Annotated in this window: 25 protein-coding genes and 2 tRNA genes; 17 read left to right on the top strand and 10 right to left on the bottom strand. The window is 43.9% G+C overall.

What is annotated here, in order from left to right; genetic code table 11:
* The first annotated feature begins 16 nt into the window (after positions 1 to 16).
* The 3 genes from BK820_RS09620 (at position 17) to BK820_RS09630 (ending at position 2,213) form a co-directional block, all read left to right on the top strand.
* Positions 17 to 1,858 (top strand): long-chain-acyl-CoA synthetase, encoded by a 1,842-nt coding sequence (locus BK820_RS09620; RefSeq protein WP_071320782.1) that lies wholly within the window; start codon positions 17 to 19, stop codon positions 1,856 to 1,858.
* A gap of 131 nt (positions 1,859 to 1,989) precedes the next feature.
* A tRNA-Lys gene (locus tag BK820_RS09625) sits at positions 1,990 to 2,065 on the top strand.
* 72 nt (positions 2,066 to 2,137) lie between these two features.
* Positions 2,138 to 2,213, top strand: a tRNA-Lys gene (locus BK820_RS09630).
* 313 nt (positions 2,214 to 2,526) lie between these two features.
* Here BK820_RS09630 and BK820_RS09640 read toward each other — a convergent pair.
* Positions 2,527 to 3,216 carry a hypothetical protein gene (locus BK820_RS09640; RefSeq protein ID WP_071320783.1) on the bottom strand — a complete coding sequence of 230 codons (690 nt, stop codon included), beginning with the start codon at positions 3,214 to 3,216 and terminating at the stop codon, positions 2,527 to 2,529.
* 234 nt (positions 3,217 to 3,450) lie between these two features.
* On the opposite strand from BK820_RS09640, the gene BK820_RS09645 reads away from it, so the two are divergent.
* From BK820_RS09645 to BK820_RS09655, 3 genes are all read left to right on the top strand, one after another.
* Positions 3,451 to 3,720 carry a PspC domain-containing protein gene (locus tag BK820_RS09645; RefSeq protein ID WP_071320784.1) on the top strand — a complete coding sequence of 90 codons (270 nt, stop codon included), beginning with the start codon at positions 3,451 to 3,453 and terminating at the stop codon, positions 3,718 to 3,720.
* A 180-nt stretch (positions 3,721 to 3,900) separates the two neighbouring features.
* On the top strand, positions 3,901 to 4,686 hold the full coding sequence (locus tag BK820_RS09650) for a sulfite exporter TauE/SafE family protein (RefSeq protein ID WP_004813393.1): 786 nt from the start codon (positions 3,901 to 3,903) through the stop codon (positions 4,684 to 4,686).
* Between the two features lie 79 nt (positions 4,687 to 4,765).
* Positions 4,766 to 6,178 (top strand): SLC13 family permease, encoded by a 1,413-nt coding sequence (locus BK820_RS09655; protein WP_004813395.1) that lies wholly within the window; start codon positions 4,766 to 4,768, stop codon positions 6,176 to 6,178.
* 72 nt (positions 6,179 to 6,250) lie between these two features.
* Here the strand turns inward: BK820_RS09655 and BK820_RS09660 are convergent, their stop codons facing one another.
* Positions 6,251 to 7,360, bottom strand: coding sequence for an HPP family protein (locus BK820_RS09660; RefSeq protein WP_071320785.1), 1,110 nt, complete (start codon positions 7,358 to 7,360; stop codon positions 6,251 to 6,253).
* A gap of 186 nt (positions 7,361 to 7,546) precedes the next feature.
* Between BK820_RS09660 and BK820_RS09665 the strand changes: the two genes are divergently transcribed.
* The 7 genes from BK820_RS09665 (at position 7,547) to BK820_RS09695 (ending at position 14,070) form a co-directional block, all read left to right on the top strand.
* Positions 7,547 to 8,005 (top strand): hypothetical protein, encoded by a 459-nt coding sequence (locus BK820_RS09665; RefSeq protein WP_071320786.1) that lies wholly within the window; start codon positions 7,547 to 7,549, stop codon positions 8,003 to 8,005.
* Between the two features lie 95 nt (positions 8,006 to 8,100).
* A complete protein-coding gene (gene glyQ / locus BK820_RS09670) occupies positions 8,101 to 9,090 on the top strand; it encodes a glycine--tRNA ligase subunit alpha (protein WP_005232423.1) in 990 nt (329 codons plus the stop codon).
* Complete coding sequence (glyS, locus tag BK820_RS09675) at positions 9,090 to 11,159, top strand: glycine--tRNA ligase subunit beta (RefSeq protein WP_071320787.1); 2,070 nt, start codon at positions 9,090 to 9,092, stop codon at positions 11,157 to 11,159. Before glyQ ends, glyS begins: the two co-directional genes overlap by 1 nt.
* A gap of 70 nt (positions 11,160 to 11,229) precedes the next feature.
* Positions 11,230 to 12,180: a COG2958 family protein gene (locus BK820_RS09680; protein ID WP_071320788.1), complete on the top strand. Its 951-nt coding sequence runs from the start codon at positions 11,230 to 11,232 to the stop codon at positions 12,178 to 12,180.
* Between the two features lie 72 nt (positions 12,181 to 12,252).
* The gene (locus BK820_RS09685) at positions 12,253 to 12,642 is read left to right on the top strand and encodes a hypothetical protein (RefSeq protein ID WP_004813407.1); all 390 of its coding nucleotides are present in this window, start codon (positions 12,253 to 12,255) and stop codon (positions 12,640 to 12,642) included.
* A gap of 222 nt (positions 12,643 to 12,864) precedes the next feature.
* The gene (locus tag BK820_RS09690; RefSeq protein ID WP_071320789.1) at positions 12,865 to 13,371 is read left to right on the top strand and encodes a hypothetical protein; all 507 of its coding nucleotides are present in this window, start codon (positions 12,865 to 12,867) and stop codon (positions 13,369 to 13,371) included.
* 99 nt (positions 13,372 to 13,470) lie between these two features.
* Positions 13,471 to 14,070: a hypothetical protein gene (locus tag BK820_RS09695; protein WP_071320790.1), complete on the top strand. Its 600-nt coding sequence runs from the start codon at positions 13,471 to 13,473 to the stop codon at positions 14,068 to 14,070.
* On the opposite strand, the gene BK820_RS09700 is transcribed toward BK820_RS09695, so the two are convergent.
* The 3 genes from BK820_RS09700 to BK820_RS09710 form a co-directional block, all read right to left on the bottom strand.
* A complete protein-coding gene (locus BK820_RS09700) occupies positions 14,027 to 14,980 on the bottom strand; it encodes a 2-hydroxyacid dehydrogenase (RefSeq protein WP_071320791.1) in 954 nt (317 codons plus the stop codon). The genes BK820_RS09695 and BK820_RS09700 overlap by 44 nt on opposite strands.
* 95 nt (positions 14,981 to 15,075) lie before the next feature.
* Positions 15,076 to 15,273 carry a hypothetical protein gene (locus BK820_RS09705; RefSeq protein ID WP_004813413.1) on the bottom strand — a complete coding sequence of 66 codons (198 nt, stop codon included), beginning with the start codon at positions 15,271 to 15,273 and terminating at the stop codon, positions 15,076 to 15,078.
* 121 nt (positions 15,274 to 15,394) lie between these two features.
* Positions 15,395 to 16,666, bottom strand: a complete 1,272-nt coding sequence (locus BK820_RS09710) for a hypothetical protein (RefSeq protein ID WP_004813415.1) — start codon at positions 16,664 to 16,666, stop codon at positions 15,395 to 15,397.
* Positions 16,667 to 16,779: 113 nt separating this feature from the next.
* Between BK820_RS09710 and BK820_RS09715 the strand changes: the two genes are divergently transcribed.
* Entirely contained in the window at positions 16,780 to 17,562 is a 783-nt protein-coding gene (locus BK820_RS09715) for a class I SAM-dependent methyltransferase (RefSeq protein ID WP_071320792.1), read from the top strand.
* 23 nt (positions 17,563 to 17,585) lie between these two features.
* Entirely contained in the window at positions 17,586 to 18,149 is a 564-nt protein-coding gene (locus tag BK820_RS09720; protein ID WP_071320793.1) for a hypothetical protein, read from the top strand.
* Positions 18,150 to 18,166: 17 nt separating this feature from the next.
* Here BK820_RS09720 and BK820_RS09725 read toward each other — a convergent pair whose 3' ends face one another.
* From BK820_RS09725 to BK820_RS09735, 3 genes are all read right to left on the bottom strand, one after another.
* The gene (locus BK820_RS09725; protein ID WP_004813421.1) at positions 18,167 to 18,577 is read right to left on the bottom strand and encodes a GFA family protein; all 411 of its coding nucleotides are present in this window, start codon (positions 18,575 to 18,577) and stop codon (positions 18,167 to 18,169) included.
* Positions 18,578 to 18,659: 82 nt separating this feature from the next.
* Positions 18,660 to 19,862 (bottom strand): TIGR03862 family flavoprotein, encoded by a 1,203-nt coding sequence (locus BK820_RS09730; RefSeq protein ID WP_071320794.1) that lies wholly within the window; start codon positions 19,860 to 19,862, stop codon positions 18,660 to 18,662.
* A 3-nt stretch (positions 19,863 to 19,865) separates the two neighbouring features.
* Positions 19,866 to 20,510, bottom strand: coding sequence for a class I SAM-dependent methyltransferase (locus BK820_RS09735; RefSeq protein WP_171058630.1), 645 nt, complete (start codon positions 20,508 to 20,510; stop codon positions 19,866 to 19,868).
* 84 nt (positions 20,511 to 20,594) lie between these two features.
* On the opposite strand from BK820_RS09735, the gene BK820_RS09740 reads away from it, so the two are divergent.
* Positions 20,595 to 20,780, top strand: coding sequence for a DNA gyrase inhibitor YacG (locus BK820_RS09740; RefSeq protein ID WP_004813427.1), 186 nt, complete (start codon positions 20,595 to 20,597; stop codon positions 20,778 to 20,780).
* A 144-nt stretch (positions 20,781 to 20,924) separates the two neighbouring features.
* A complete protein-coding gene (locus BK820_RS09745; protein ID WP_005220781.1) occupies positions 20,925 to 21,104 on the top strand; it encodes a hypothetical protein in 180 nt (59 codons plus the stop codon).
* A gap of 514 nt (positions 21,105 to 21,618) precedes the next feature.
* Here BK820_RS09745 and BK820_RS09755 read toward each other — a convergent pair.
* The gene (locus BK820_RS09755; protein ID WP_071320795.1) at positions 21,619 to 22,263 is read right to left on the bottom strand and encodes an MBL fold metallo-hydrolase; all 645 of its coding nucleotides are present in this window, start codon (positions 22,261 to 22,263) and stop codon (positions 21,619 to 21,621) included.
* A gap of 21 nt (positions 22,264 to 22,284) precedes the next feature.
* Positions 22,285 to 23,292 carry a ferrochelatase gene (hemH, locus tag BK820_RS09760; RefSeq protein ID WP_008303933.1) on the bottom strand — a complete coding sequence of 336 codons (1,008 nt, stop codon included), beginning with the start codon at positions 23,290 to 23,292 and terminating at the stop codon, positions 22,285 to 22,287.
* Positions 23,293 to 23,359: the final 67 nt, after the last annotated feature.

A 23,359-nucleotide genomic window follows, 5' to 3' on the forward strand; every position in this document is an offset into this window, starting at 1 on the left:
AAGAAATAGGATTACCATGAGCCAAACCACACAACATGATCTGATTGGTATTGCTGATGTCGCAGCCAAAATCCCCGCTTTCCTGAAAAAAGTACCGAACTTGGTCAATGGGCTTAGGCAGGCTTATTTACGTACCCCAAATACTGCTGCAGGTTTGGGTCTCGCTTTTGAAAAAGCGGTACAGCGCAACCCGGAAGGTATTGCCCTGCGTTTTGAAGACCAGAGCTTTAGCTATACAGAACTGAATGGTTGGGCCAACCAGATTGCACATTACTACCTGTCGCTAGGTGCGAAAAAAGGCGATGTCGTTGCCCTGATGGTCGAGAACCGCCCGGAAATGGTCGCCAGCGTGATTGGTCTGGCCAAGCTTGGCGTGACCATTGCCCTGCTGAATACCTCACAGGTCGGTAAGGTGCTGGCACATAGCATTAATCTGGTCAAACCGATTGCAATCATCGTGGGTGAGGAATGTCACGCCGCGGTTGCCGAGATCCGTGATGAACTGAATATCGCGGCGGACCGTTTCCACTGGTTTGCCGATCAGCCTACCCAGCAAAATCCTGGCCAGGCACCTGAAGGTTTTATCAATCTTGCTGAAGTCATTGATACTTTCCCGAAATTCAATCCATCAACAACACATAGTGTGCAAGGTAAAGATGGTCTCTTCTACATCTACACTTCCGGCACTACTGGTCTGCCGAAAGCCGTAATCTTTACCAATAGTCGCTGGACCCTTGCTTATGGCACCTATGGTCATGTGCTTAACCTGGGTACAGAGGATGTGATGTACTGCACCCTGCCACTGTATCATGCGACCGGCATGGTGGTATGCTGGTGTGGTGTGATTGCCGGTGCAGGGACGTTTGCAATCCGCCGTAAATTCTCGACCTCTTCATTCTGGAAAGATGTACAAAAATTTGATGCGTCTGCAATTGGGTATGTCGGGGAACTTTGCCGTTACCTGATGGATGCACCTTCTTCAGAGCTGGAAAAAGGTCACCGCGTCAAGAAAATGATCGGTAACGGTATGCGTCCAAATATCTGGGATAAGTTCAAAAACCGTTTCGGTATTGAAGAAGTACTTGAACTATATGCATCCAGTGAAGGCAATGTCGGTTTCAGTAATGTGTTCAATTTCGACAATACTGTCGGATTCTCCCCAACTCCGTATGCGATTGTTGAATTCGATAAAGACAAAAACGAGCCGGTACGTGATGCCAAAGGTCACTGTAAACGCGTCAAAAAAGGCACAACAGGCCTGTTGATTGGTAAAATTACCCGTCGTTCGCCATTTGATGGCTATACCGATCCGGAAAAGAATAAGTCTGTCATTATGAAAGATGTGTTCTGCAAAGGTGATGCCTATTTCAATACCGGCGACCTGGTCCGCGACATCGGTTTCCGTCATGCGCAGTTTGTCGACCGTTTGGGGGATACTTTCCGCTGGAAAGGTGAAAATGTATCGACGACCGAAGTGGAAAATATGCTGACCGAGTATGACAAGATTGTAGAGGCAGTGGTGTATGGGGTGGAAATTCCAAACACCAATGGTCGCGCCGGTATGGCAGCCATTACGCTGAAACCTGAAGCTGAACTGAACGATACCGATCTGAAAGAGATGTTGAGCTGTTTCAAGAAATGTCTGCCTGCTTATTCGGTTCCGGTATTCCTGCGTATACAGCAACAGGTTGAAACCACTGCTACTTTTAAATACCAGAAAAATAAATTGAAAGAGCAAGCATTTGATCCAAGCAAGACTGATGAGCGTTTACTGGTGTGCTTGCCGGGAGCGGATGCTTATTGCGATGTAACGGCAGAAGTTTTTACCAACATCCAGGCCTATCAATATCGCTTCTAAGTGCTGAAGTTGCCTATTTTTTGTGTATATAAATTCAATTTGTTGCATTTATAATCAAACATGGGCAACTTTGTTATTTTTTACTTGCGCTGATTTCATATCTTGCTACAATACGCTCCATCAAATGATATGGGTCGTTAGCTCAGTTGGTAGAGCAGCGGACTTTTAATCCGTTGGTCCCGCGTTCGAGTCGCGGACGACCCACCATTTTATCCTTCGGGATAGCGCAATTACCAAATCTTGCGTCGTAAAAATGATCTTCATCATTTCTACTCCTCAGGGTCGTTAGCTCAGTTGGTAGAGCAGCGGACTTTTAATCCGTTGGTCCCGCGTTCGAGTCGCGGACGACCCACCATTTTTCTTCCATTCTGCGAAGATCATAATACCTGTATATTCCAATCAAGATCATCAACCGATCACGGCTTTGATTTGTCTTTTCTGAATTCTTGCTCTCTTAATTTTAAAATATGCCGGGATTATTTTAGATATATTTGTGCGTTATTAGTCCAGTTAATAGGACAAGAGCTTTTTAAGCTATGGGGCGTGGTTTCAAGTCCTGCACCCCCCCCAAGCTACAGTTTTCTTTCAATCGTTTTATAATTTTTATCTGTATCTGGGCTATTTCAACGCATCAGGATTTTTTTGATTTTTCTTAGTTTCCCCTTGCCTTATTGTGGCGAAGGGGATTGATTATCAATATCTTTTACTAGTTCATAAGATATACGTGGCAGTACATAATGTCGATCCATCAGCTCTTGACGATTTTCTTGCTGGGTTTTTGCAATATTCATCACCAGCTTGGTATTGTCTTTGACAGTATAATACAAAACCAGGCCCTCTTTACGGTAGACCACCAGCTCCTTACGAGTGGGATTCAATTCCCAACGGTCTTTACGATAGGTTGAATAAGGTGTCGCCATCTTGTTTTGGAAGGTAAATAGCTGACCATGTTGCAAGATACTGCGATATACCAGACCATTCGGGGCAAGGGTGAGAATAAACATTGCCTTGCCATTTTTGCAGGGAGAAAAACCATCATCATTACAACTGACTTCCGTGTAATAGCGTCCCACGAAGTCAACCGCATAATCTGGAATAGGCTGCCCATTAAAGCCATCTTCCTCTCTGAAAGTGGCATGACCAGCAATATCAGTCAGTTTCTTGGCTTGAGTACTTTCATCTAGCGCTTGATTAGCGAGAGAAACAGCTACCTCCTCTTTATGGTGCAACTCAAGTTCAGTATCACTGATCGGTTTACCCGAATGACGCTCACACCCCGCCAGCCCGAGTGTACCCAGCAATATCACACCGAGCTGATACTCCAGTCTCTTGAAAATTTTAAACACCTTAAATTTCATTTAATTCAACCAGATTATGAACAGCCAAGCATTTTTATAAAATCAAAGGCAGGAGATTATTATTAAATTCAGGAACCTTCGTCTTCATGTTAAAGATTCCGAGAAAAATACTTAATCCCAATTTACATAAATTTACGAATAAATTGTATTTAGACACTTTAAAAATAATGACTTAGCTCCATATTTTAAGAGGAACGTCGTTGTTCTTTTATCTTAATTATTAAGGAGACCTGAATGGCCAATGTTGGTTTATATCGCTCTAACCGCTCGAACATGATTGCAGGTGTGATGGGTGGTATTGCTGAACGTTTTGGTTGGAATGCAAATTTACTGCGTCTGATTTTCGTGGTGATCTCTATAATGAGTGCCGCTTTCCCAGGTATCCTAGTTTATCTTGTACTTTGGCTGATCATGCCAAAAAAGCAAGCTATGGTTGAACATACGCCGTATCAGTCTACGGGCTATCAACGACCAATTCGTGATGTAAATAAAGATCCGCTGTAAGTTTCCTTTTTATAGAGTAAATAGTAATTCCCTTTTGCGCTGTGGCATTTCCCCTAATGACCACAGCTTTTTTTTGCCTGCTTCAGGCGATTTAATAAATTGTTAAATTATTTCTTTAGCCTTTGCCAACCGGCTGATTTCTCTATAACTTAGTTAAAAACTCCTTGAAATGGATTCAGGATGACGCAGGCTGAATGGATTGTACTGTGCTTATGTGCTGTAGCAGCATTGTTGCATGGGTTGAGTGGTTTTGGCTTCCCGATGATGAGTACTGCGGTGCTATCCAGCCAATATCCCTTGAGTCTGGCAGTGACCCTGGTCATTTTTCCCTGCCTGCTCCTGAATCTGTTGATGCTGAATGCTGATCCGCGGCACAGTCTGCTGCAGAGCATTCGCTATTATCTCAAACATTATTGGCCACTGATTTTAAGCAGCCTGATTGGCAGTTTGCTCGGAGTTAAACTGCTGCTGTGGCTGAATGAAGGCTATCTCAAACTGCTGTTAGGGACAGTGATTATATTTTATGTACTAGATCAGCTTCGCTCCAAACCTTTTCAGAGCAACCCGCATATTCTGAGTATGGTGTGTTTTGGTTTATTGGCTGGTGTGATTGGTGGAGCGACCAATGCCATGGCTCCTTTCCTGATGATGTATCTGCTCAGCAGCCAGCTCAGCAAGACCGATATCGTCATTATCAGTAACCTGAATTTTATTGTCAGTAAACTGATCCAGTTACTTTTATTGTTCCCAATCCTGATCCAGATTAATCCACAACAACAATCCATTTTGATCGGTATTACCATTTTTGCTTTGATTGGCGTCTGGATTGGCGGAAAAATCCGTCATCGCCTGTCACAGCGGCATTTTAAATTTTTAGTCTTGGGCTTATTGATGGTTTTAGGCATACAGGCTCTATGGCAAAGTACTGCATTATTACAACATTCAAATCACCTTTTTTTAAATTAGTATAATTTGTAATCAAACCGCTTTATGATTAGAAAGATTCTTCATAAAAATTAGCTGTATAAAAACAAGGAGTGTGCGTATGACAAGTCAAAACCTTGCCACCCCCACCAACGTTATGCCCAAAGGCGTAATGAAAGGATGGATCCTGATTATTATCGCGGCCATTGTAGCCTTTATCCTGTATCAGGTTTTACCTTATGACCAGAATGCTAGCAAAGGTCTGGCTCTGCTGGCTTTTATTGGTATTTTATGGCTGACAGAAGCAATTCATATCACTATTACTGCCCTGCTGATTCCCATACTGGCAGTACTGTTAGCCATGCCGATGGCCGACGGCGATGCGCTGGTACCCATTACCACACAAGCTGCTTTAACCACCTTTGCCGATCCGGTTATTTTCCTGTTTTTTGGTGGTTTTGCACTGGCAACGGCGCTGCATATCCAAAAGCTGGACAAGAAAATTGCCATGTGGATTATTTCCTTATCCGGTGGACATTTAGGTATTTCAGTATTGGCCATTTTTGCCGTGACTGCCGCCCTGTCCATGTGGATTTCCAATACCGCTACCGCAGCCATGATGTTACCGCTGGCGCTGGGTTTACTTTCGCATCTGGATGTCGAGAAAGAACGTAAAACCTTCGTATTTATTCTGCTCGGGATTGCCTACTCCGCCAGTATTGGTGGTCTAGGTACAATCGTAGGTTCGCCACCGAATGCCATTGCTGCCAAAGCGCTGGGTTATGACTTTGCAGACTGGATGAAAATTGGTTTGCCAATGATGTTCATTATCTTGCCTGCGATGCTGATCAGTCTTTATCTGGTGCTGCGTCCCAAGCTGAATCACAAAGTACAGTTTGTCACTGAAGATATTCCCTGGACCCGCAGCCGTATTGCAGCAATGTTACTATTTATCTGTACTGCCCTGGCTTGGATTTTCAGTAAAAAGCTGACCGAGAACTTTGGAATCAGCCAGCCAGATACTTGGATTGCGATTCTGGCCGCATGTATGGTGGCAATTTTAGGTACCGCAACCTGGAAGCAGATTGCAGAGAATACTGACTGGGGCGTGCTCTATCTGTTTGGCGGCGGCCTGACCTTGAGTGCCATTTTAAAAGATTCAGGCAGCTCTCTGGTCTTGGGGCAAACTCTGGCAAATACTTTTGGTGATACTTCACCTTTAGTGATTATCTTTGTGGTAGCAACCTTCATTATTTTCCTGACCGAATTTACCAGTAATACCGCATCCGCTGCACTACTGGTGCCGGTCTTTGCCGCCATTGCCGATCAGATGGGAATGCCTAAAGAAATTCTGGTGATTGTGATTGGGATCGGCGCATCCTGTGCTTTCATGCTGCCTGTAGCAACACCGCCGAATGCGATTGTCTTTGGTACCGGTTATATTCAGCAGTCGGAAATGATGAAAGTTGGCTTTGTCCTCAACATCATGTGTATTTTCCTGGTATCGCTATTTATTTACTGGTTCTTTCTCTAAAGATGAATGGATTAAAAAAGCACGCTACGGCGTGCTTTTTCATTTTCGAAGATAGATTTACATCCGTCCAGATCAGGCACTCAGCTTGAAATGATTCAACTCCTGATATAAAGCGGCAATCATGTCAGCACGGCTAATGATACCAACCAGCTGACCTTCGTCCAGCACCGGAATATAATTAAAGGAACGCTCAACAAAATACGGCACCAGGTCCTGAATCGGCTGGCCTGGCTGTACAGTCACCACCTTCCGGCTCATGATATGCCCGACTTCGGATTCCCAGCCACTGCGAATGTCGGTGGCACGCTCAAACCATTCCACCAGCTGATACATCGCTAAAGTTCCAACCAGTTTCTTTTCCGCATTCACTACCGGCAGACTCATCAGATTCATCTGTCGGAATTTTGCCAAGGCATGCCGGATATCATCACTTTCCTGCAAGCTGGCAACGTCTTTACTCATGATATCCTGACACAGGAACTGGCTGTCAGCACGTTCACTGGCCTTGCTCTGTGCTTCCAGAATAATTTTTTGCAGATCATATTCACTGATATCTAGTAACTGGGTCTGTTGATCAAGTACAGCCTGAATATCCTGTGGCTGAATCGTCACTTTCTGGGTCGGGGTTGGATCTTTAGAACGAGTATTAATCTGCAGCTGTTGCGGATAAGCCTTACCCAATATCCGGTTAAATACAATCGCTACCACCATCAACAGTACCGAGTTCAGCAAGACCGGATAGAACACAAAAGCATAGCCCAGCTCATGAATGGCATTGCCGCCCAGTACCGCTGTAATCGCCACCGCCCCACTTGGTGGATGCAGAGAATCGGTGCTTAACATCAATATAATCGCAATTGCTACGGCCAGACTGAATGCCAGGGTCAGGCTGGGAAACAGCAAACTACAGCTCACCCCTACGATCGCGGCAATAGTATTTCCAACCACCATATTCCACGGCTGTGCCAGCGGACTGGCAGGTACGGCAAACAGTAATACCGATGAAGCACCCATCGGCGCGATATACCACGCCTGAAAATCACCCAGTGCCCACAGGCTGATTAAAGACGACAGTGCCAGACCGATCAATGCACCTAAACCACACAGGATACGGTCTTTGACAGGGAGAATTTTAAAATTTGGCTTGAGGCTTTGCAGCCATTCTGAGGAACTATGCAACACGGTTGGCCTGAATTATTGTTTTGGGGAGTGCAGGCATTATAAAACCCTTGGCTTTAAAGATGTATTTATTTTATATCTTTTACTCATTGGTTTTTCTGCTTATGCTGAGGGTGCTCTATCTAAAAAATTATAATCAGGACCGCGCCTAAGCGGCGTATTTTCTTCTCTCAAACAAGAATAAAAACGATGCATTTTCTAATCCAGTCTTTACAACAAACCAAAACCGGAATTGCAGTACAACTGTTGCTGGCACCTGTACTCGGTTTAGCCTCACTCTATGGCCCTTTGATGTTCGTGCTGCTGATCTTGCACTTGTTATTCCTGGCTATGACTTCGAGCTCACTTCTACTCTCGATGGTGACTTTCATGCTGATCATGTACATTTTCGGGCTGCTGTTCTATCTCTGCCTGATCTATATTCCTTTATGTAACAGTCTATTCGTATTACACCATCTACAGCAGTTTCATATCTTCAGTATTGTACTGGTGGGTATTCTGGCAACGCTGATTCTGGCTTATTTCCTAAGTTCTAATGATCTGCTCAGTACTCTATTCATGATTTCCTGCTTTAGCCTGCCCTCTATGGGATTTTTTATCTTTCTCAGTCTGCGTGCGCATGAACAGGCAGTTGCGTCAGGCGAATAAAAAGTGGCGCAGGCAATTCATGGATAACCTTTGCCACGCCTTCGCAAAATCCTTATAATCAAGCACAATTTTTCTCTAATTTTAAGTGGATGACCATGAGTCGCGCCATATCGCATATTGATACCTTCCAAGGCTTAATTCTTGCCTTACAAAACTACTGGGCGGAGCAAGGCTGCGTCGTTTTGCAACCTTACGACATGGAAATGGGTGCAGGGACATTCCACACTGCAACTTTCCTTCGTGCGCTAGGTCCTGAAACCTGGAATGCTGCTTATGTTCAGCCATCACGCCGTCCGAAAGATGGCCGTTATGGTGAGAACCCGAACCGTCTGCAACATTATTACCAGTTCCAGGTTGTGCTGAAACCAAACCCAGACAATATCCAGCAGCTTTACCTAGATTCTTTAAAAGCTATCGGTATTGATCCTTTAGTTCACGACATCCGTTTTGTAGAAGATAACTGGGAATCTCCAACCCTGGGTGCTTGGGGCTTAGGTTGGGAAGTTTGGCTAAACGGTATGGAAGTGACTCAGTTCACTTACTTCCAGCAAGTTGGTGGTGTTGAATGCTACCCAGTTACTGGTGAAATCACTTACGGTCTGGAACGTCTAGCCATGTACCTGCAAGGTGTAGACTCGGTTTACGATCTGGTTTGGACCAAAGGTCAGTTCGGCACTGTGACTTATGGCGATGTGTTCCATCAAAATGAAGTAGAACAATCGACTTATAACTTCGAATATGCACCAGTAGAAAAAATGTTCGAACTGTTCGATTTCTACGAAGCTGAAGCGACCCGTTTAATTGAAGCTGAACTGCCACTGCCTGCTTATGAGCAAGTGATTAAAGCATCACACAGCTTTAACCTGCTGGATGCGCGTGGCGCGATCTCTGTGACTGAACGTCAGCGTTATATCCTGCGTGTTCGTACTCTGGCACGTTCAATCGCGACCAGCTATGTGGCTGCACGTGCGAAACTTGGTTTCCCAATGGCAGAACCTCACCTACGTGACGAAGTCCTGGCTCAGCTTAAAGCTCAAGTAGAAGCAGAAGCGGCTCAAGCAGAAAAATCAGCGGAGAACAAATAATGTCTAAACATACAGTTTTATTTGAACTTGGCTGTGAAGAACTTCCACCAAAAAGCCTGAAAAAATTACGTGATGCTTTAAAAGCTGAAACTGAAAAGGGCTTAAAAGATGCAGGTCTGGCTTTCGACGCAATCGAAGCTTATGCAGCGCCACGTCGTCTAGCACTTAAAATCGTAAATGTCGATGCTGCTCAAGCCGATACGCAAAAACGTTTTGACGGCCCTGCTGTTCAAGCTGCTTATAATGCTGAAGGCAAACCGACGAAAGCGCTTGAAGGCTTTATGCGCGGTCAAGGCATTACGGTTGATCAAGTTTCTACTTTCCAAGCCGGTAAAGTTGAGAAAGTATGTTACTTAAAAGACGTGAAAGGTCAAAGCCTTGATGTGCTTTTACCGCAAATTTTACAAAATGCGTTAGATAATCTTCCAATTGCAAAACGTATGCGTTCTGCAGCAAGCCGAACTGAATTCGTACGTCCTGTGAAATGGGTTGTGTTGCTCAAAGACAACAATGTGGTTGATGCTACAATTCAAGATCACAAAGCAGGTAACGTAACCTTCGGTCACCGTTTCCATGCGCCTGAAGCGATTACTTTAACGCATGCTGATGAATACTTAGCGAAGTTAAAAGCAGCTTACGTTGTGGCGTCTTTTGAAGAGCGTCAAGCAATCATTGATAGTCAAGTAAAAGCGCTTGCTGATGAAGTAAATGCAATTGCGATTGTGCCAAGCGACCTTCGTGATGAAGTCACTGCACTGGTTGAATGGCCTGTCGCGCTTCGTGCCAGCTTCGAAGAACGCTTCCTAGCTGTTCCTCAAGAAGCTCTCATCACGACCATGCAGGACAACCAAAAGTACTTCTGCTTAGTGAATAGCGATAATAAACTTCAACCGTACTTCATTACTGTGTCAAATATTGAGTCGAAAGACCCGACACAGATCATTGAAGGTAACGAGAAAGTGGTTCGTCCACGTTTGTCAGATGCTGAATTCTTCTTCCTACAAGACCAAAAACAACCGCTTGCTTCTCGTAAAGAGAAATTGGCGAACATGGTCTTCCAGGCAGAATTGGGTACGCTTTGGAACAAGTCTGAACGTATTGCGAAATTGGCTGTTGCTTTAGCGCCTATTACAGGTGCAAACCCTGCTGATGCTGAAAAAGCTGCGCTTCTTGCAAAATGTGACTTAACCTCTGAGCTTGTGGGTGAATTCCCAGAACTTCAAGGCATTGCGGGTACTTACTACGCACGTCTTGAAGGCGAAAATGATGAAGTAGCTGAGTCTTTGGGTGAGCAATATTTACCTAAATTCGCTGGTGACGTTTTACCGAAAACCAAAACTGGTACAACGCTTGCCCTTGCAGACCGTTTAGATACGCTCACTGGTATTTTCGGTATTGGTCAGGCGCCTACAGGTTCTAAAGACCCATTTGCACTGCGTCGTTCTGCGATTGGTATCTTGCGTCTAGTGACTGAAAACGAGCTTGATGTTTCAATTGAAGACCTCATCAAGCTTGCTTTGGCTGCTTATAGCGATGTAATAAAAGATCACTATAAGACACTAAATGATGCGGTTGCATTCTTAGAAGGTCGTTACCGTGCGAAATACGAAGACCAAGGCGTTGCAGTTGATGTGATTCAAGCGGTTCAAGCCTTGTCACCAAAATCTCCGCTTGATTTTGACAAGCGTGTAAATGCGGTAAATCACTTCCGTGCATTACCTGAAGCTGCTGCACTTGCTGCTGCAAATAAGCGTGTTACCAACATTCTTGCAAAAGAAGCTGCACCTGAAGGTCAAGTTGTTGAAGCAAACCTGGTTGAAGATGCTGAAAAAGCATTATTCGCTGAACTTGCGAAAATTACACCAGTGGTTGAGCCGTTATTTGCTGCGAAAGACTACACTGCTGCATTGTCTGCACTTGCTGCACTTCGTGCACCAGTCGATGCCTTCTTTGACGGTGTTATGGTGATGGCTGATGATGCTGAGCTGAAAGCAAACCGTTTACGTATGCTTGCTCAACTTCGTGACTTGTTTACCAAAGTGGCTGATATTTCGGTATTACAGCACTAAATGTTAATTGCTTGAAATTTAAACAAAACCCCGCTATAAGTTAGTGGGGTTTTTTATTTTTCTCAATAGTATGAAATTATCACAAGCACAAAAAGCATTAGAATTTTTAAAATCTAATCCTAACCAAAAATTTACAGCTAGATTTATTGCTGATAAATTAATTGCTACATATCCTCAAGATTATATTGAGAAAAGAAATAATATTAAATTTGAAAACAATGAGGGTGCTTTTAAACAACAAGTTATTCGAGAGTTATATAGTATTTTCCCAGACTTAATTCAAAATAATCCTTGTGTAAAATATCAAGAAAAACCAAGTCCACGCCAATATTGGTATGAACCACCTTCAAATCTTTCACCAATAACAGGAATTGACTTCCATAATTCATTAATTATTGATGCAGAAGACAATAATCCTCCACCAATTCAAGAAAAAATATTTTCAGAATACGACTTATATCCTGTATTGATAGAATATCTATCTCAAGAACTTAATTTGCTTACATTAAGAATTGATGAAAAAAGATCATCAAATACTAGAGGACAAAATGGTAATCAATGGCTACATCCAGATATTGTAGCAATGCAAGCACTAGATAATAAATGGAATGATCTAGTTAAAACTTGTGTAAAGCATAGTTCTGGACAAAATGTTCGACTTTGGTCATTCGAGGTAAAAAAAGAACTAAATAATTCAAATATTAGAAGTAGTTTTTTCCAAGCAGTAAGTAATTCTAGTTGGGCAAATGAAGGATATTTAGTTGCGACCTCAATTTCTACCAATGAAGTTGAAGAAGAACTTCGGATGCTTTCCGCGCTTCATGGAATTGGTGTAATAATTTTAATTCCTGAAAATCCTACTGAAAGCGAAATTTTGCTTCCTGCTCGCCGGAGACCCGAAGTGGATTGGCAATCAATAAATCGAATTTTAAATGAAAATTCCGACTTTAAAAATTTTATTGAATTAGTCTCAATTTATTATCAAACTGGCCGTATTCGCACGCAGGATTGGAATCGTTAATCACTGAGCTATAGTCATTTTCCAACTGATTCCCTATACTCAACCTAACAACACTCAACAAGAAAGAATCATATGAAATTTAAAGCTCTTATTTTGACTGGTCTTGCGGGTATTGCCCTTTCAGCGTGTACATCTCAACCGACTGTTCCACAACTTCAACTCGGCGTATTACAGGAAGTACAGAATCTTGAGGTTTATCCTGAAACGACGAACAACAGCGCAAAACTGACCAAATTCATGGACAAATGCGTGATCGAATTTAGAGGTCAGCTTGAAAGCAGCCGCGTAATTGAACAATGGTCATTTAAAGGTTTGACTCTGATTGATGCTGGCTCAGCAACTTTCCAGCGCGACAACACTAGTACTGCACAGAAATTTGACCTGCACAGCGAAACCGCTCAAAAGAACTTCCTGGCACTACGTAACCACTTTGCCAAAGAAGCGATTGAACAGTGTAACTAATTACTCCGCCCTGTATTTACATCAAATATGGGGCAGCTTCTCTTTCAAATAATTTTCCTATCAAATTTATTCTCTGCTTATTCTTGAGATCAGCCAGCTTTACTCCCTTTTTCTCAGATCATTTAAGTGAATCACACAGAATATTCATTGTTTTTACATTGCCGTCCATTACACTGAAAACAGAATCAAGACCGTTATCCCAATCTGCGAGGTCGATCCCTTATGACTCTGAAAAAAACGACGATGAAAAAAACCAAGATCCTCAGCACCGCATTATTAATGTGTGCGCCTATTTTTATCCAGACTGTTCAAGCCAGTGAAACGCAGCAAGATGCAAAACCGATTGTTCCTTATGGTGATAATCCCAATCTGCTGCATGTATTTGCTTATAAAACCCAACAAGGTGTAATCAATACCGCTGAAAAAGTGGGTGCAGCAGCAGAAAAAGGCATTGCCAAGATCAAGCCGGGTGTGGATCGTGCCTGGGACAATACCAAATCCACCGCAGCCACCACCATTGAAAAAGTAGACCAAGGCGCAACGCAAGTGGCTCAGCAAACCGGTCAGAAAATCCAGCAGACCAAAGATGTCTGGCGCGGTAATCAGCAACAGCAAGTCCCAATTGAGCAGCAGCCTTTAAGCCAGTCTTCAACAGCAACGCAAACCATTACACCACCGCCACCATCCAGATCAGGTGGTGCAACCAGTTATGCAGTGGATGATCTCTAAAAAATAGGATATTAAAAAAAGCCCTTTATGGGCTTTTTTTGAGCATGAAGATATTCAAAACTTTCTTTATACTTAGTTAAAATAATGAGAAAAATAAAAATGAAAAAGGTGCTCCTCAGCTTTATAGTCGGTATTCTATTTGGTGTTTCAATCCTGTATATCGTTTTACTGGTTTCTGGTAAAAGGGTTACTTCTCCTACCGAAGTCCATAATGAATTATCCCCTGTCCCAAGCCTTTCTACTTCAAATCGGTATACTCATAAATCTGAAGGTAAAAAAATTCAGCACATTGGATATCTGGAGGAAGATGAATTTAAATCTACTGAAGGTAATGAGGCAAATCTCTATCAATTACCAGGTATGTGCAAGTTAACGATTGGTCTCTATGGCGAAACTATTTATAGCTATCGCACTGCTTATTTTCACAAAAATCACTTAATTTACATATTTGAAACCGACTATCGAACTTCTTATGGTCAATTCCTTGATAAGAATACACCTGAGTCCAAACGTATTTATCAGGAAATAGTCTTCAATCCAAATTCCCAACTTGTACAAGACGAATTTTCTAAATTATGGTCTAAATACATTAGCCCAGAAAACAAAAAAAATGCTGATCAAATTCGATCAGCATTTTTTTTGTTATGGACAAGTTTTAATTCACCTGGCGAATCGGCTGGCCTGCCTGAAAGGCTTTAACATTTTCCACCATCTGATCCACGATGCGCTGGCGGGCATCCACACTGCCCCAGGCATTATGCGGTGTAACGATCAAATTCGGAATGCTTGGATCGAGTAGAATATTGCCCTCTTTCGGTGGCTCTACCGTGAGTACATCGGTGGCAGCACCCGCGATTTTGCCTGCACATAATGCCTGTGCCAGAGCCGCTTCATCAACAATACCGCCACGCGCACAGTTAATCAGGAAGGCACTTGATTTCATAGCTTCCAGCTCGGCATGGCTGATCAGGTTGCGGGTATCTTCAGTCAGTGGGCAATGCAAACTCAGGAAATCAACCTGTGGCAATAACTCCGCAAATGGTACACGTGAGGCATCCCCCGGACGGTTAGGTAATGAACCTATTATCACATTCATACCAAACGCTTCTGCCAATTTAGCGACAGCCTTACCCAGTTCGCCATAACCCACAATGCCGAGAGTCTTACCAGACAGTTCTACAATCGGTGCATCCAGCAAACAGAATTGCGTCGCCTTTTGCCATTCGCCTTGTTGTAATTTTTGCTGATAAGGCAGGAAAGACGTCGCCAGATTCAGCATTAACATGAGGGTATGTTGGGCGACAGCGGAAGTGCCATAGGCTTGGCAGTTACACACGACAATATTGCGTGCTTTAGCTGCGGCCAGGTCAACATTATTGGTACCAGTCGCAGAGATTAAAATCAGTTTCAGTTGAGGGCATTGCTGAATGGTTTCGGCATTTACCATGACTTTATTGGTGATGATGACGTCGACATCTTGCACGCGTGGCAAAAGTTCAGCCACAGAAGTAGCAGGATATAAGGTTAACTCGTCAAATACGCCATGCAGTACCTGAAAGTCGAGATCCTGTTGATCTAGAGAAGCATAATCCAAATATACGGCTTTCATGGCCTGACCCTCAATCCTGTTAGACAATTTATCCTGTCATTTAAAACAAGTCATACAGGGTTTTCAACCGTTTTTTAGACTTTATCCTGCCTTGTTTAATCGAGTGGTTTATCCAGATGGTTACGCACAGAATGACGAATTTTATAAACAATATAAACGGTCAGAATCATCAAAAATACGATAGTTGCACTCAGGAAAATAATGGTCGGGTGTACGCTGTCTTTGGCGAATGCGAGATTGGGCAGGCCCAAAGTTAGCATTAAAAATATGGTGGCGAACTGTGTAGATTGCATAAGATATACCCCCTTCTCACGAAAACGATCGCGTGCGGTGATGAAAAATCCATACCGCATAACTATATCTTATGCCAGCAAAACAATAAGTCAAGCCATTGTTTTTAAGTGATATTTCAAGTTAATTCGCTTCACTGCGTGTCACAAAGTGCGTATTTTTGTCACTGTCATCAACAAATGCCGCTGCACCGTATTCATCAGTTTTGAGACTTAATTCCTTATAACTGAACATATAGAAATCTGTATAACGTTTCATCAGAATTGGGTGCATTCCGACCGAAAGCGGTTCCTGTTCCTTGACCAGCTTCATCATATGACGGTCATTCATGACGACGAGATAACGTTCGTCATTCAAGCTGATGGTCAACAAGCCGTTGCCGCGCGCATAAATTGGAATCAGGAATTTATGGTTCAGCGCAATCGCCTGATCAGCATAGCTTTCAATCTTGTTACTGATGACATTGAACACCAGACCATGCCCATAGATATCCAGCAGGATCTGACGGTTTTCCTGCGGCAGGTTGACCTGAATGCCGAGTTTCATCAGATCATGCTGATCCACCTGTTTATTGCTGAGTAACTCACGCAAAATGGTCTGCTTCTGATTGGCATCAAAAAACTGTGAATCGAGTTGCAGGTCATTATTTTTCAGGATACGGCCCAAGGCCATCCGATGCCGTGGCAACAGGTTTTCAATCACCTTACGGTAATAAAACTTGCTGTTCTTTTTGACCCGGCGCATCTTCTGATAAAAATAGCTGGCATCAAATTCATGCAGCAGGAAATCATTCACTAGTTCGGAGCTTGCCAACACGGCAATCGCATCGTGATTGGTAAAGGCCAGATGCAATACGTGATGTGGCGGCAGGACTTCTCTGAGCTTATGATAATGCGCACGGTCCTGTGCATAGTGCGGATCATAAATAATAATGTATTCACGATCCTCACTGACATCTGCCTTAGTAATGCGCATCTCGCCATTCAGTTCCGGCTGATAGAACATGTTATAGCGGGCGTCTTTCACATCTTCCGGATCAATTGAGTATTGCGGCACCATGGCTACGGCGCGCTGTACGTCCAGAGCATTAGAATATTTAATTGCCGCATAGCCGCCCATTGAACCGCCATAGGCAATACGCTGCTCAAATGGTGCAATCAGTTCAGCAATCGCGTCCAGCATGGCCTGCATAGACGCTTGTGGAAACCAGGATTTATCCTTGGGCATAATCCCGAGCACATTGAATTCAAACTTTTGCAGCGACTTCTCTGCATTGATGGTGGTTCCCTTGGCACGGGTAATCAGATCCCCAAAGGAGAAGATCAGTTCTGAAGATGAACCCGGCATAAAGATTGCGCGAATGTGCTCATCTTCAAAGACGATTTGTTTTTCCATAACTTTCCCATGCCTGTAAAACGAACGCTTCCATTACAAATTCAATGGCGCAAAACGATGCAAAAATGAATATGCTATTTTATAGCGAAGACCAAGATTAAAAAGCGCAAAATATGACACAATCATTACATCCTGCTGCACAACAAGGTTTTAGTAGCGCTGCTGAGCGCTATCAGCAGGTGCGCCCAAGTTATCCTGAAGCATTAGTACCCTGGTTGCAACAGCAGCTTGGCTTACCCCATCATGCCCAATTACTTGATTTGGGTAGCGGTACCGGTAAATTCCTGCCCCAGCTGAAATTACTCAGTTCGCATATTCTGGCGGTTGATCCTGTCGCGGAGATGTTAACGCAACTTAAGCGGGTTCATCCAGATATTCCGACCCTGCAGGCGATGAGTGACGCCCTGCCGCTGGAAAATGCCTCGATGGATGCTGTATTTTGTGCACAATCTTTTCACTGGTTCGCTAATTTCGACAGTCTTAAGGAAATTCATCGGATTCTTAAAGATCAGGGCTATCTGGTCCTGATCTGGAACCAGCGTGATGTTAATGTCGACTGGGTCAAAACTCTGGCAGAATTTATTCTCCCCATGGAAGGCGATACGCCACGCTACCATAGTGGTCAGTGGCGCGATGTATTTCAGGATCAGCAGCTGTTTCGCCCGGTAGCAGAAACGACTTTGCAGCAGTTCCATTCTGGAACCGTCGAACAGGTGGTGTCCAAACGTTTGCTCTCGACCAGCTTTATCGCCGCCCAGTCTGATGATGCACAGCAGCAGCTCAAATCTCAGTTTGAACAGATAATACGAGAACATACTGGCAAGCAGCCTGAGGAACAGATTGACTTCCCCTATATTACCCATGTCTATATCTTTCAGAAAATTCTAACGCCTTGATAAAACTTTAACAGGACAAAACAATGCTAAATATTCAGAATCTCAGCCGAATCACCTTGCTTACATCCACCCTGTTGCTGGTGGCGTGTAATCAGAAAGATGCGCCGAAACAGGAAGCGACTCAGCAAAATGAAGCAGCTGAAGAAGTGATGAAGGAACTGAAAACACAACCGGTGAAAGATTTTCCGCAAACAGCGGATGATCAACATGATATTGCCGTACTGGATGACTTTGAGCAGCGCCTACAATCCTTAAATGAGGATATCGAAGTAGAAACTGAGCGTATGCGTAAGGAAGGCAATCTGACTGAAGAATTTATGCAGCAACGTCAGCGCGACCATATCCAGTCTGCACTGACTTTATTAAAAAGTCTGGAACTGAAAACTGAACAGGGCCGTTATATTCAGGGGCTAATTTATCAATACTGGGAACAACAGCAAAAACTGCTGGGCACAACCTCTTCAGATAAAGCGATCCAGCATGATGCCAAGGAAAATGTAAAAGGTTTGGGACAATATCTGCATGCTCAGGAACAGCTGGAACACTGGCGTAACCAGTATGCAGAAACTCAGGCTAAAGCCCAGTAAGACTGATCTGCTTTTTGTTAAGGACGTTCATGATATTGCGCTAAGGTATCGTGAATGTCCTCCCACTCAGCTTTAGAACCGACATAGAAATGGCAAGTCGGTTTCTGCTCAATCGGTGTATCCAGACTGCCAATACGCAGACGATAAACATCCGGTAGATCTGCTTTCACGCTATAAATCGGAGAACCACATTCGCTACAGAAATTTCGACTCACGCCGGTCGTGGTAGTGAATGACTTTAGCAGTTGCTGTCCTTGCAGCAGACGAAAATCCGCTTTGGCAATCGGACTATTGGTGGCAAAGGCAGTTCCGGTAGCTTTGCGGCAACGGCGGCAGTGACATTGAATAATATCACCCAGCGATCCACGAACTTCATACTGGATTCCACCGCAGAGACAGCTACCGGCATAATGATCTTGAGTCGACATATCAGCAAACCTCCTTGTGAATGATTTTCGCCCAATATAGCCTAAAAAATTACTGACTGTGAATGTCTAAAATATCTTCGCTTCAAGCAGAATCAGACAGATAAGCCGCGACACCTTTACCCGCTGCACGACCGGTTGCCATACAGGCAGTCAACAGATAACCACCGGTGGGCGCATCCCAGTCCAGCATTTCTCCACATAGGAATACATAGGGATTGGATTTAAGTTGCAAATGTTCCGTCAGCACATCACGTTTTACCCCACCTGCGCAGCTAATTGCCTCTTCAATTGGACGGAATCCCTGAAGAGGAACCATCAACTGTTTAATTTGCTGTGCCAGATGTTCAGCATCCTGCCAGATATTTTTAGGCACCAGCTCTCGCACCAGTGCAGCTTTAGCGCCTTCCAGTCCTGCCTTGCGCCAGACATTGCTTAAAGACTGCTTCTTGCTTGGTTGCAGTTTATTCGCCAGTTGCGCTGCGTTTTGATCGGGAAACAGGTCAAGATACAGTTGCATGGGCTGACCACGTTTTACCTGTTCACGCAAACCACGCCCCTGTTTATAGATCAAGCCACTTTCAAGACCATAATGACTGATGACGATATCACCCATAGTCTTGTCACTGTCTTCCACCCAGGCTGCAACCCGTTTCAGTGGCTGACCAAAGATGGGCTGCATAAACCTGGACCATAGATACTCCACTCCGGCATTACTGGCCTGAAAAGGCTCAATTTCTTCTGTCTGTAGCCATGCTTGCCATTGACCATCACTACCAAGCTTTGACCAGGATACCGCGCCACAGGCGAGGATAATCGTATCAAAGAGTTCTGTTCGTGGCTCATCAGTTTGCAGGTCTAACAGCTCCAATTGATTCTGTTTTAACTGTGTCACCTGATGGCGGTAATGAAACTGTACCCCCTGCTCGGCCAGACGTTTTAACCAGGCACGTAGCAGTGGAGCGGCCTTCATTTCGGTTGGAAACACCCGTCCAGAAGAACCAATATAAGGTTCAATACCCAAATCTTGCATCCACTCTTGGATCCAGGCAGCATCCCAGCGTTTTACCCACGGCGCTAGCCATTCAGCCTGATCATACCGCTGGATAAACTGTTCCACCGGTTCAGCATGCGAGATATTCAGGCCGGTCTTGCCTGCCATCAGAAATTTGCGTGCAGCTGAAGGCTTCTGCTCATAGACATGTACGTCATAATGCTGCTGGCTCAGCACTTCTGCTGCCATCAGCCCTGCCGGGCCAGCACCAACAATCGCAATGCGTTTACTCATGGCTTATTCCACAGGCGCAACATTTTGCCCCTGCAGAGGCTGGAAATCATCAAAGCGGGTGGTATAACCCTCAGGTTTCGTAATAATGAGCTGCTGACACAGTTCACCACGTTCCAGATACTTGATCTCAAAATGGGTACGGGCCGAATCGGATGCAATGATCTGCTTGTCATAGGGCAGGTTCCATAGCTCTTTCATCTGCTGTTCAGCTTCATCGATATATTCCGGAATATTACTTGCCAACGTAATCGAACCACCTGTTTTCAGCCGTGATAGCAAAAATTCAAAGAACGGCATATTGGCCCAACGCTGTGCCGGGTTATGTGGCTCCGGGTTTGGATACAGGACAAAGAACTGCTCTACCTGGCCAGGATACAGTGCATGTACCACCCATGGCAGAGCATCAGCATGTACGGTTTTTAAATTTGGCTGGCCTTCCAATTCATGCTGCTTTTGCATGGCCAGAAATTTTTCACGGGTCCGTTCAATTGCAATCAGTTTGTGCTCTGGATGTGTCCGGGTAAATAACAAGGCATGCTTGCCCTTGCCTGCACCAATTTCGACACAAATCGGTTCAGGGCTGATGCTTTGAAAATCACGAGGGGCATGCATACGCTGCGCTTGAAATTGACGAATTGGCATAATCAGATCAAACTAATGAAAACCGCATAAGTCTAACAAGTGCGGCTATGTTTGCCTAATTGAATCCAATTTTTTGTGGAGTATTTGTCCATGCCAACGACCCTGAAATGCCCACGTTGTGGTGCACTGACTACGTGGGAAGACAATGCGTTTCGTCCCTTTTGTTCCGAACGCTGCAAGATGATTGATTTGGGTGCCTGGGCCAATGAAGACTATAAGCTGCCGACTCAAGATGCTCCGCAAGCTGATGGAGGCCGTGAAGAAGACCAGTTTTAAATGAGACTGACCAGAGGAAAGGAATTCGGATTGAATTCCTTTTTCATTTGGTGCTAGACTAGCCTAGAAACAATATATTATTGATTAATAAAATAAAATTTAAATAACTATTCCAATAAAATAACAAAAAAAGAGGACATGCCGATGTTTATCCTCCTGCTTAAAATTTTTATGCTGTTTTTGATCCTGCTATGCTGCACCAGTATTGGCCTTGGGCTCTGGAAACAGGACTATATCTTTATCTTGATTGGTATCCTGCTGGTTCTGGCCATCGTGATATTAAGACTGCAAATCCGGCAACTGCAACATGATCCTTTCGCTTGAAGTAAAAACCAAAATATTTGCACAGTCTGTTAAAAATTCTAGCTCAAAGAAGAATTACTTATAAGTTTTATTAAACTAAGGTCAGTATTTATCTTGAATTTATTTTCGGTCAAATGTTAAACTGTAAAAACATTCTATATAGTTGATAATAAAGTAATTTTCACTTTAAACAAGTAGGAAAACATAAAAATTTATAAAGAATGTCAATGACTTATCTTTTTGGGGATTTATAAATGTTAGTAATTATACTCAAGACTGTCATGTTCTTGTTTGTTCTACTATGCTGTCTCAGTATTGGCACGGGTATCATGCGCCATGATTATTTTTTTATTAGCATTGGTATACTCATTGCACTGGCTTTTTGGATTATTAAACTTCAGGTACATAAACTACAAAATGACCCTTTCGCTTAATATGTAATCTGTATAACCCATTAACCCACTCAAATAAAAAAGGAATCTAGAATCGATTCCTTTTTCATTTTTTAGATAACTACTACGTTTACATTAAGCGCTTAACCTGCTTTACCTGCGACAAAAGGATTATGCTGCTTTTCAAAACCAATCGTGCTCATTGGACCATGCCCTGAGATAAACTGAGTTTCCTCAGGCAGGCTAAAGCATTCACGTTGAATTGAATCCAGTAATTGCTGATGATTGCCACGTGGGAAGTCAGTACGACCAATCGAACCCTTAAACAGCACATCCCCCGTCCACAGCAAACCATGATTGCGGTTATAAAACATGACATGACCTGGAGTATGACCCGGTGCAAAGCGGACTTCAAATTCTTCGTTCCCCAGTTTCAGTACTTCACCGCCTTCCAGCCATTCAGTCACTTCTACCTTTTCCGGAATCGGGAAGCCATAACGAGCAGAGACTTCCTGAATCATCTCCAGCCAGAACGCATCATCCTTATGTGGACCAATCACCGGCACATTCCAGGCTTTTTTCAAAGCACCCACCGCTCCAGCATGGTCTAAATGACCATGGGTCAGCCATAATGCTTTGACCGTCAGACCAAGCGCTTCGACTTCTGCTCTCAGTTTTTCCGGCTCACCTCCAGCATCAATCAAAACTGCTTCTTTGCTGTCTGTATCCCATAAAATGGAACAGTTTTGCTGAAAGGCAGTTACAGGAACAATTTTGACTTGGAGCATAGGCTTTAAAACCTCAAAAAATTAGTGAGCGAGAGTATGAGTCAATGCATCAAGATTAGCCTGTAGCAATGAATTGAGCAATTGCAAATGATCTTCGCGGCTATTCAATGCCGGAATATAGCTATAGCGTTCACCACCATTAGCTTTGAAGGTATCCGCATTTTCCATTGCCAGTTCTTCTAGGGTTTCCAGGCAATCTGCCGAGAAAGCCGGACTCATGACCTGAATCGATTTCACACCCTGCTTGCCCCACTCTTCAATCAAGGCATCGGTATAAGGCTTAACCCATTCCTGCTTGCCAAAACGTGACTGGAAGCTAATCGCATACTGATCTTCAGATAACCCTAAAGCTTTAGCCACCAGTTTCCCGGTGATACGGCAACGGTCAGCATAGGGATCGCCTTTATCGGCATAAGGCTGTGGAATACCATGAAACGACATTAACAGCTTTTCTGGCTTGCCATGAATCGCCTGATAGTCACGCACACTCTGTGCCAATGCCTGAATAAACAGCGGATGCTGATAATAATCACGAATCAGTGATAAACCCGGAAGATTACGCTGAGTCAGTACCCATCTCGCGACTGCATCGTACAGCGGCGCAGTGGAAGTGGCTGAATACTGCGGGAATAAGGGCAACAGGATCACGTGATCCTGAGGTTGTGCGCTGATCTGGCTAAGAACAGTCTGAATGTTCGGATTGCCATAAGTCATGGCGGGCACCACATTCAGCTCGAATTGCGGATAACGCTGAGTCAATTCTGCTCTGACTGCTTCAACCTGTTGCAGCAGGATTTCACGCATGGGTGAATCTTTAGCCCATACTTGTGCATAAGCCTGCGCAACCCGTTTAGGACGGAAAGGTAAAATAAACAGACGTAAAATGATCTGCCAGAGCGGTTTGGGGATTTCAATGACACGCTGATCGGACAGGAACTGCTGCAGAAAAGTTCGTACTGCGGGAACGGTAGGAGCATCAGGGGTACCGAGATTTGCCAGGATAATGGTGACTTTCGGTTTAGCAAACATTCAGATCATCCGTCTTGAGGGGTCAACCCCTGTACTTTAACAGTTTTCAATAAATTTATAATATGGA

The organism is Acinetobacter sp. LCT-H3, assembly GCF_001866125.1.
Taxonomy (GTDB): Bacteria; Pseudomonadota; Gammaproteobacteria; order Pseudomonadales; family Moraxellaceae; genus Acinetobacter; species Acinetobacter schindleri.

Coding starts and splice junctions, on each gene's coding strand:
- BK820_RS09620 (WP_071320782.1), top strand. CDS start 17: ATGAGCCAAACCACACAACATGATCTGATTGGTATTGCTGATGTCGCA.
- BK820_RS09685 (WP_004813407.1), top strand. CDS start 12,253: ATGAAATTTAAAGCTCTTATTTTGACTGGTCTTGCGGGTATTGCCCTT.
- BK820_RS09730 (WP_071320794.1), bottom strand. CDS start 19,862: ATGAGTAAACGCATTGCGATTGTTGGTGCTGGCCCGGCAGGGCTGATG.
- BK820_RS09740 (WP_004813427.1), top strand. CDS start 20,595: ATGCCAACGACCCTGAAATGCCCACGTTGTGGTGCACTGACTACGTGG.
- BK820_RS09655 (WP_004813395.1), top strand. CDS start 4,766: ATGACAAGTCAAAACCTTGCCACCCCCACCAACGTTATGCCCAAAGGC.
- BK820_RS09640 (WP_071320783.1), bottom strand. CDS start 3,216: ATGAAATTTAAGGTGTTTAAAATTTTCAAGAGACTGGAGTATCAGCTC.
- BK820_RS09720 (WP_071320793.1), top strand. CDS start 17,586: ATGCTAAATATTCAGAATCTCAGCCGAATCACCTTGCTTACATCCACC.
- BK820_RS09665 (WP_071320786.1), top strand. CDS start 7,547: ATGCATTTTCTAATCCAGTCTTTACAACAAACCAAAACCGGAATTGCA.
- glyS (WP_071320787.1), top strand. CDS start 9,090: ATGTCTAAACATACAGTTTTATTTGAACTTGGCTGTGAAGAACTTCCA.
- BK820_RS09690 (WP_071320789.1), top strand. CDS start 12,865: ATGACTCTGAAAAAAACGACGATGAAAAAAACCAAGATCCTCAGCACC.
- BK820_RS09695 (WP_071320790.1), top strand. CDS start 13,471: ATGAAAAAGGTGCTCCTCAGCTTTATAGTCGGTATTCTATTTGGTGTT.
- BK820_RS09755 (WP_071320795.1), bottom strand. CDS start 22,263: ATGCTCCAAGTCAAAATTGTTCCTGTAACTGCCTTTCAGCAAAACTGT.
- BK820_RS09725 (WP_004813421.1), bottom strand. CDS start 18,577: ATGTCGACTCAAGATCATTATGCCGGTAGCTGTCTCTGCGGTGGAATC.
- BK820_RS09715 (WP_071320792.1), top strand. CDS start 16,780: ATGACACAATCATTACATCCTGCTGCACAACAAGGTTTTAGTAGCGCT.
- BK820_RS09680 (WP_071320788.1), top strand. CDS start 11,230: ATGAAATTATCACAAGCACAAAAAGCATTAGAATTTTTAAAATCTAAT.
- BK820_RS09650 (WP_004813393.1), top strand. CDS start 3,901: ATGACGCAGGCTGAATGGATTGTACTGTGCTTATGTGCTGTAGCAGCA.
- glyQ (WP_005232423.1), top strand. CDS start 8,101: ATGAGTCGCGCCATATCGCATATTGATACCTTCCAAGGCTTAATTCTT.
- BK820_RS09705 (WP_004813413.1), bottom strand. CDS start 15,273: ATGCAATCTACACAGTTCGCCACCATATTTTTAATGCTAACTTTGGGC.
- BK820_RS09700 (WP_071320791.1), bottom strand. CDS start 14,980: ATGAAAGCCGTATATTTGGATTATGCTTCTCTAGATCAACAGGATCTC.
- BK820_RS09645 (WP_071320784.1), top strand. CDS start 3,451: ATGGCCAATGTTGGTTTATATCGCTCTAACCGCTCGAACATGATTGCA.
- hemH (WP_008303933.1), bottom strand. CDS start 23,292: ATGTTTGCTAAACCGAAAGTCACCATTATCCTGGCAAATCTCGGTACC.
- BK820_RS09710 (WP_004813415.1), bottom strand. CDS start 16,666: ATGGAAAAACAAATCGTCTTTGAAGATGAGCACATTCGCGCAATCTTT.
- BK820_RS09745 (WP_005220781.1), top strand. CDS start 20,925: ATGTTTATCCTCCTGCTTAAAATTTTTATGCTGTTTTTGATCCTGCTA.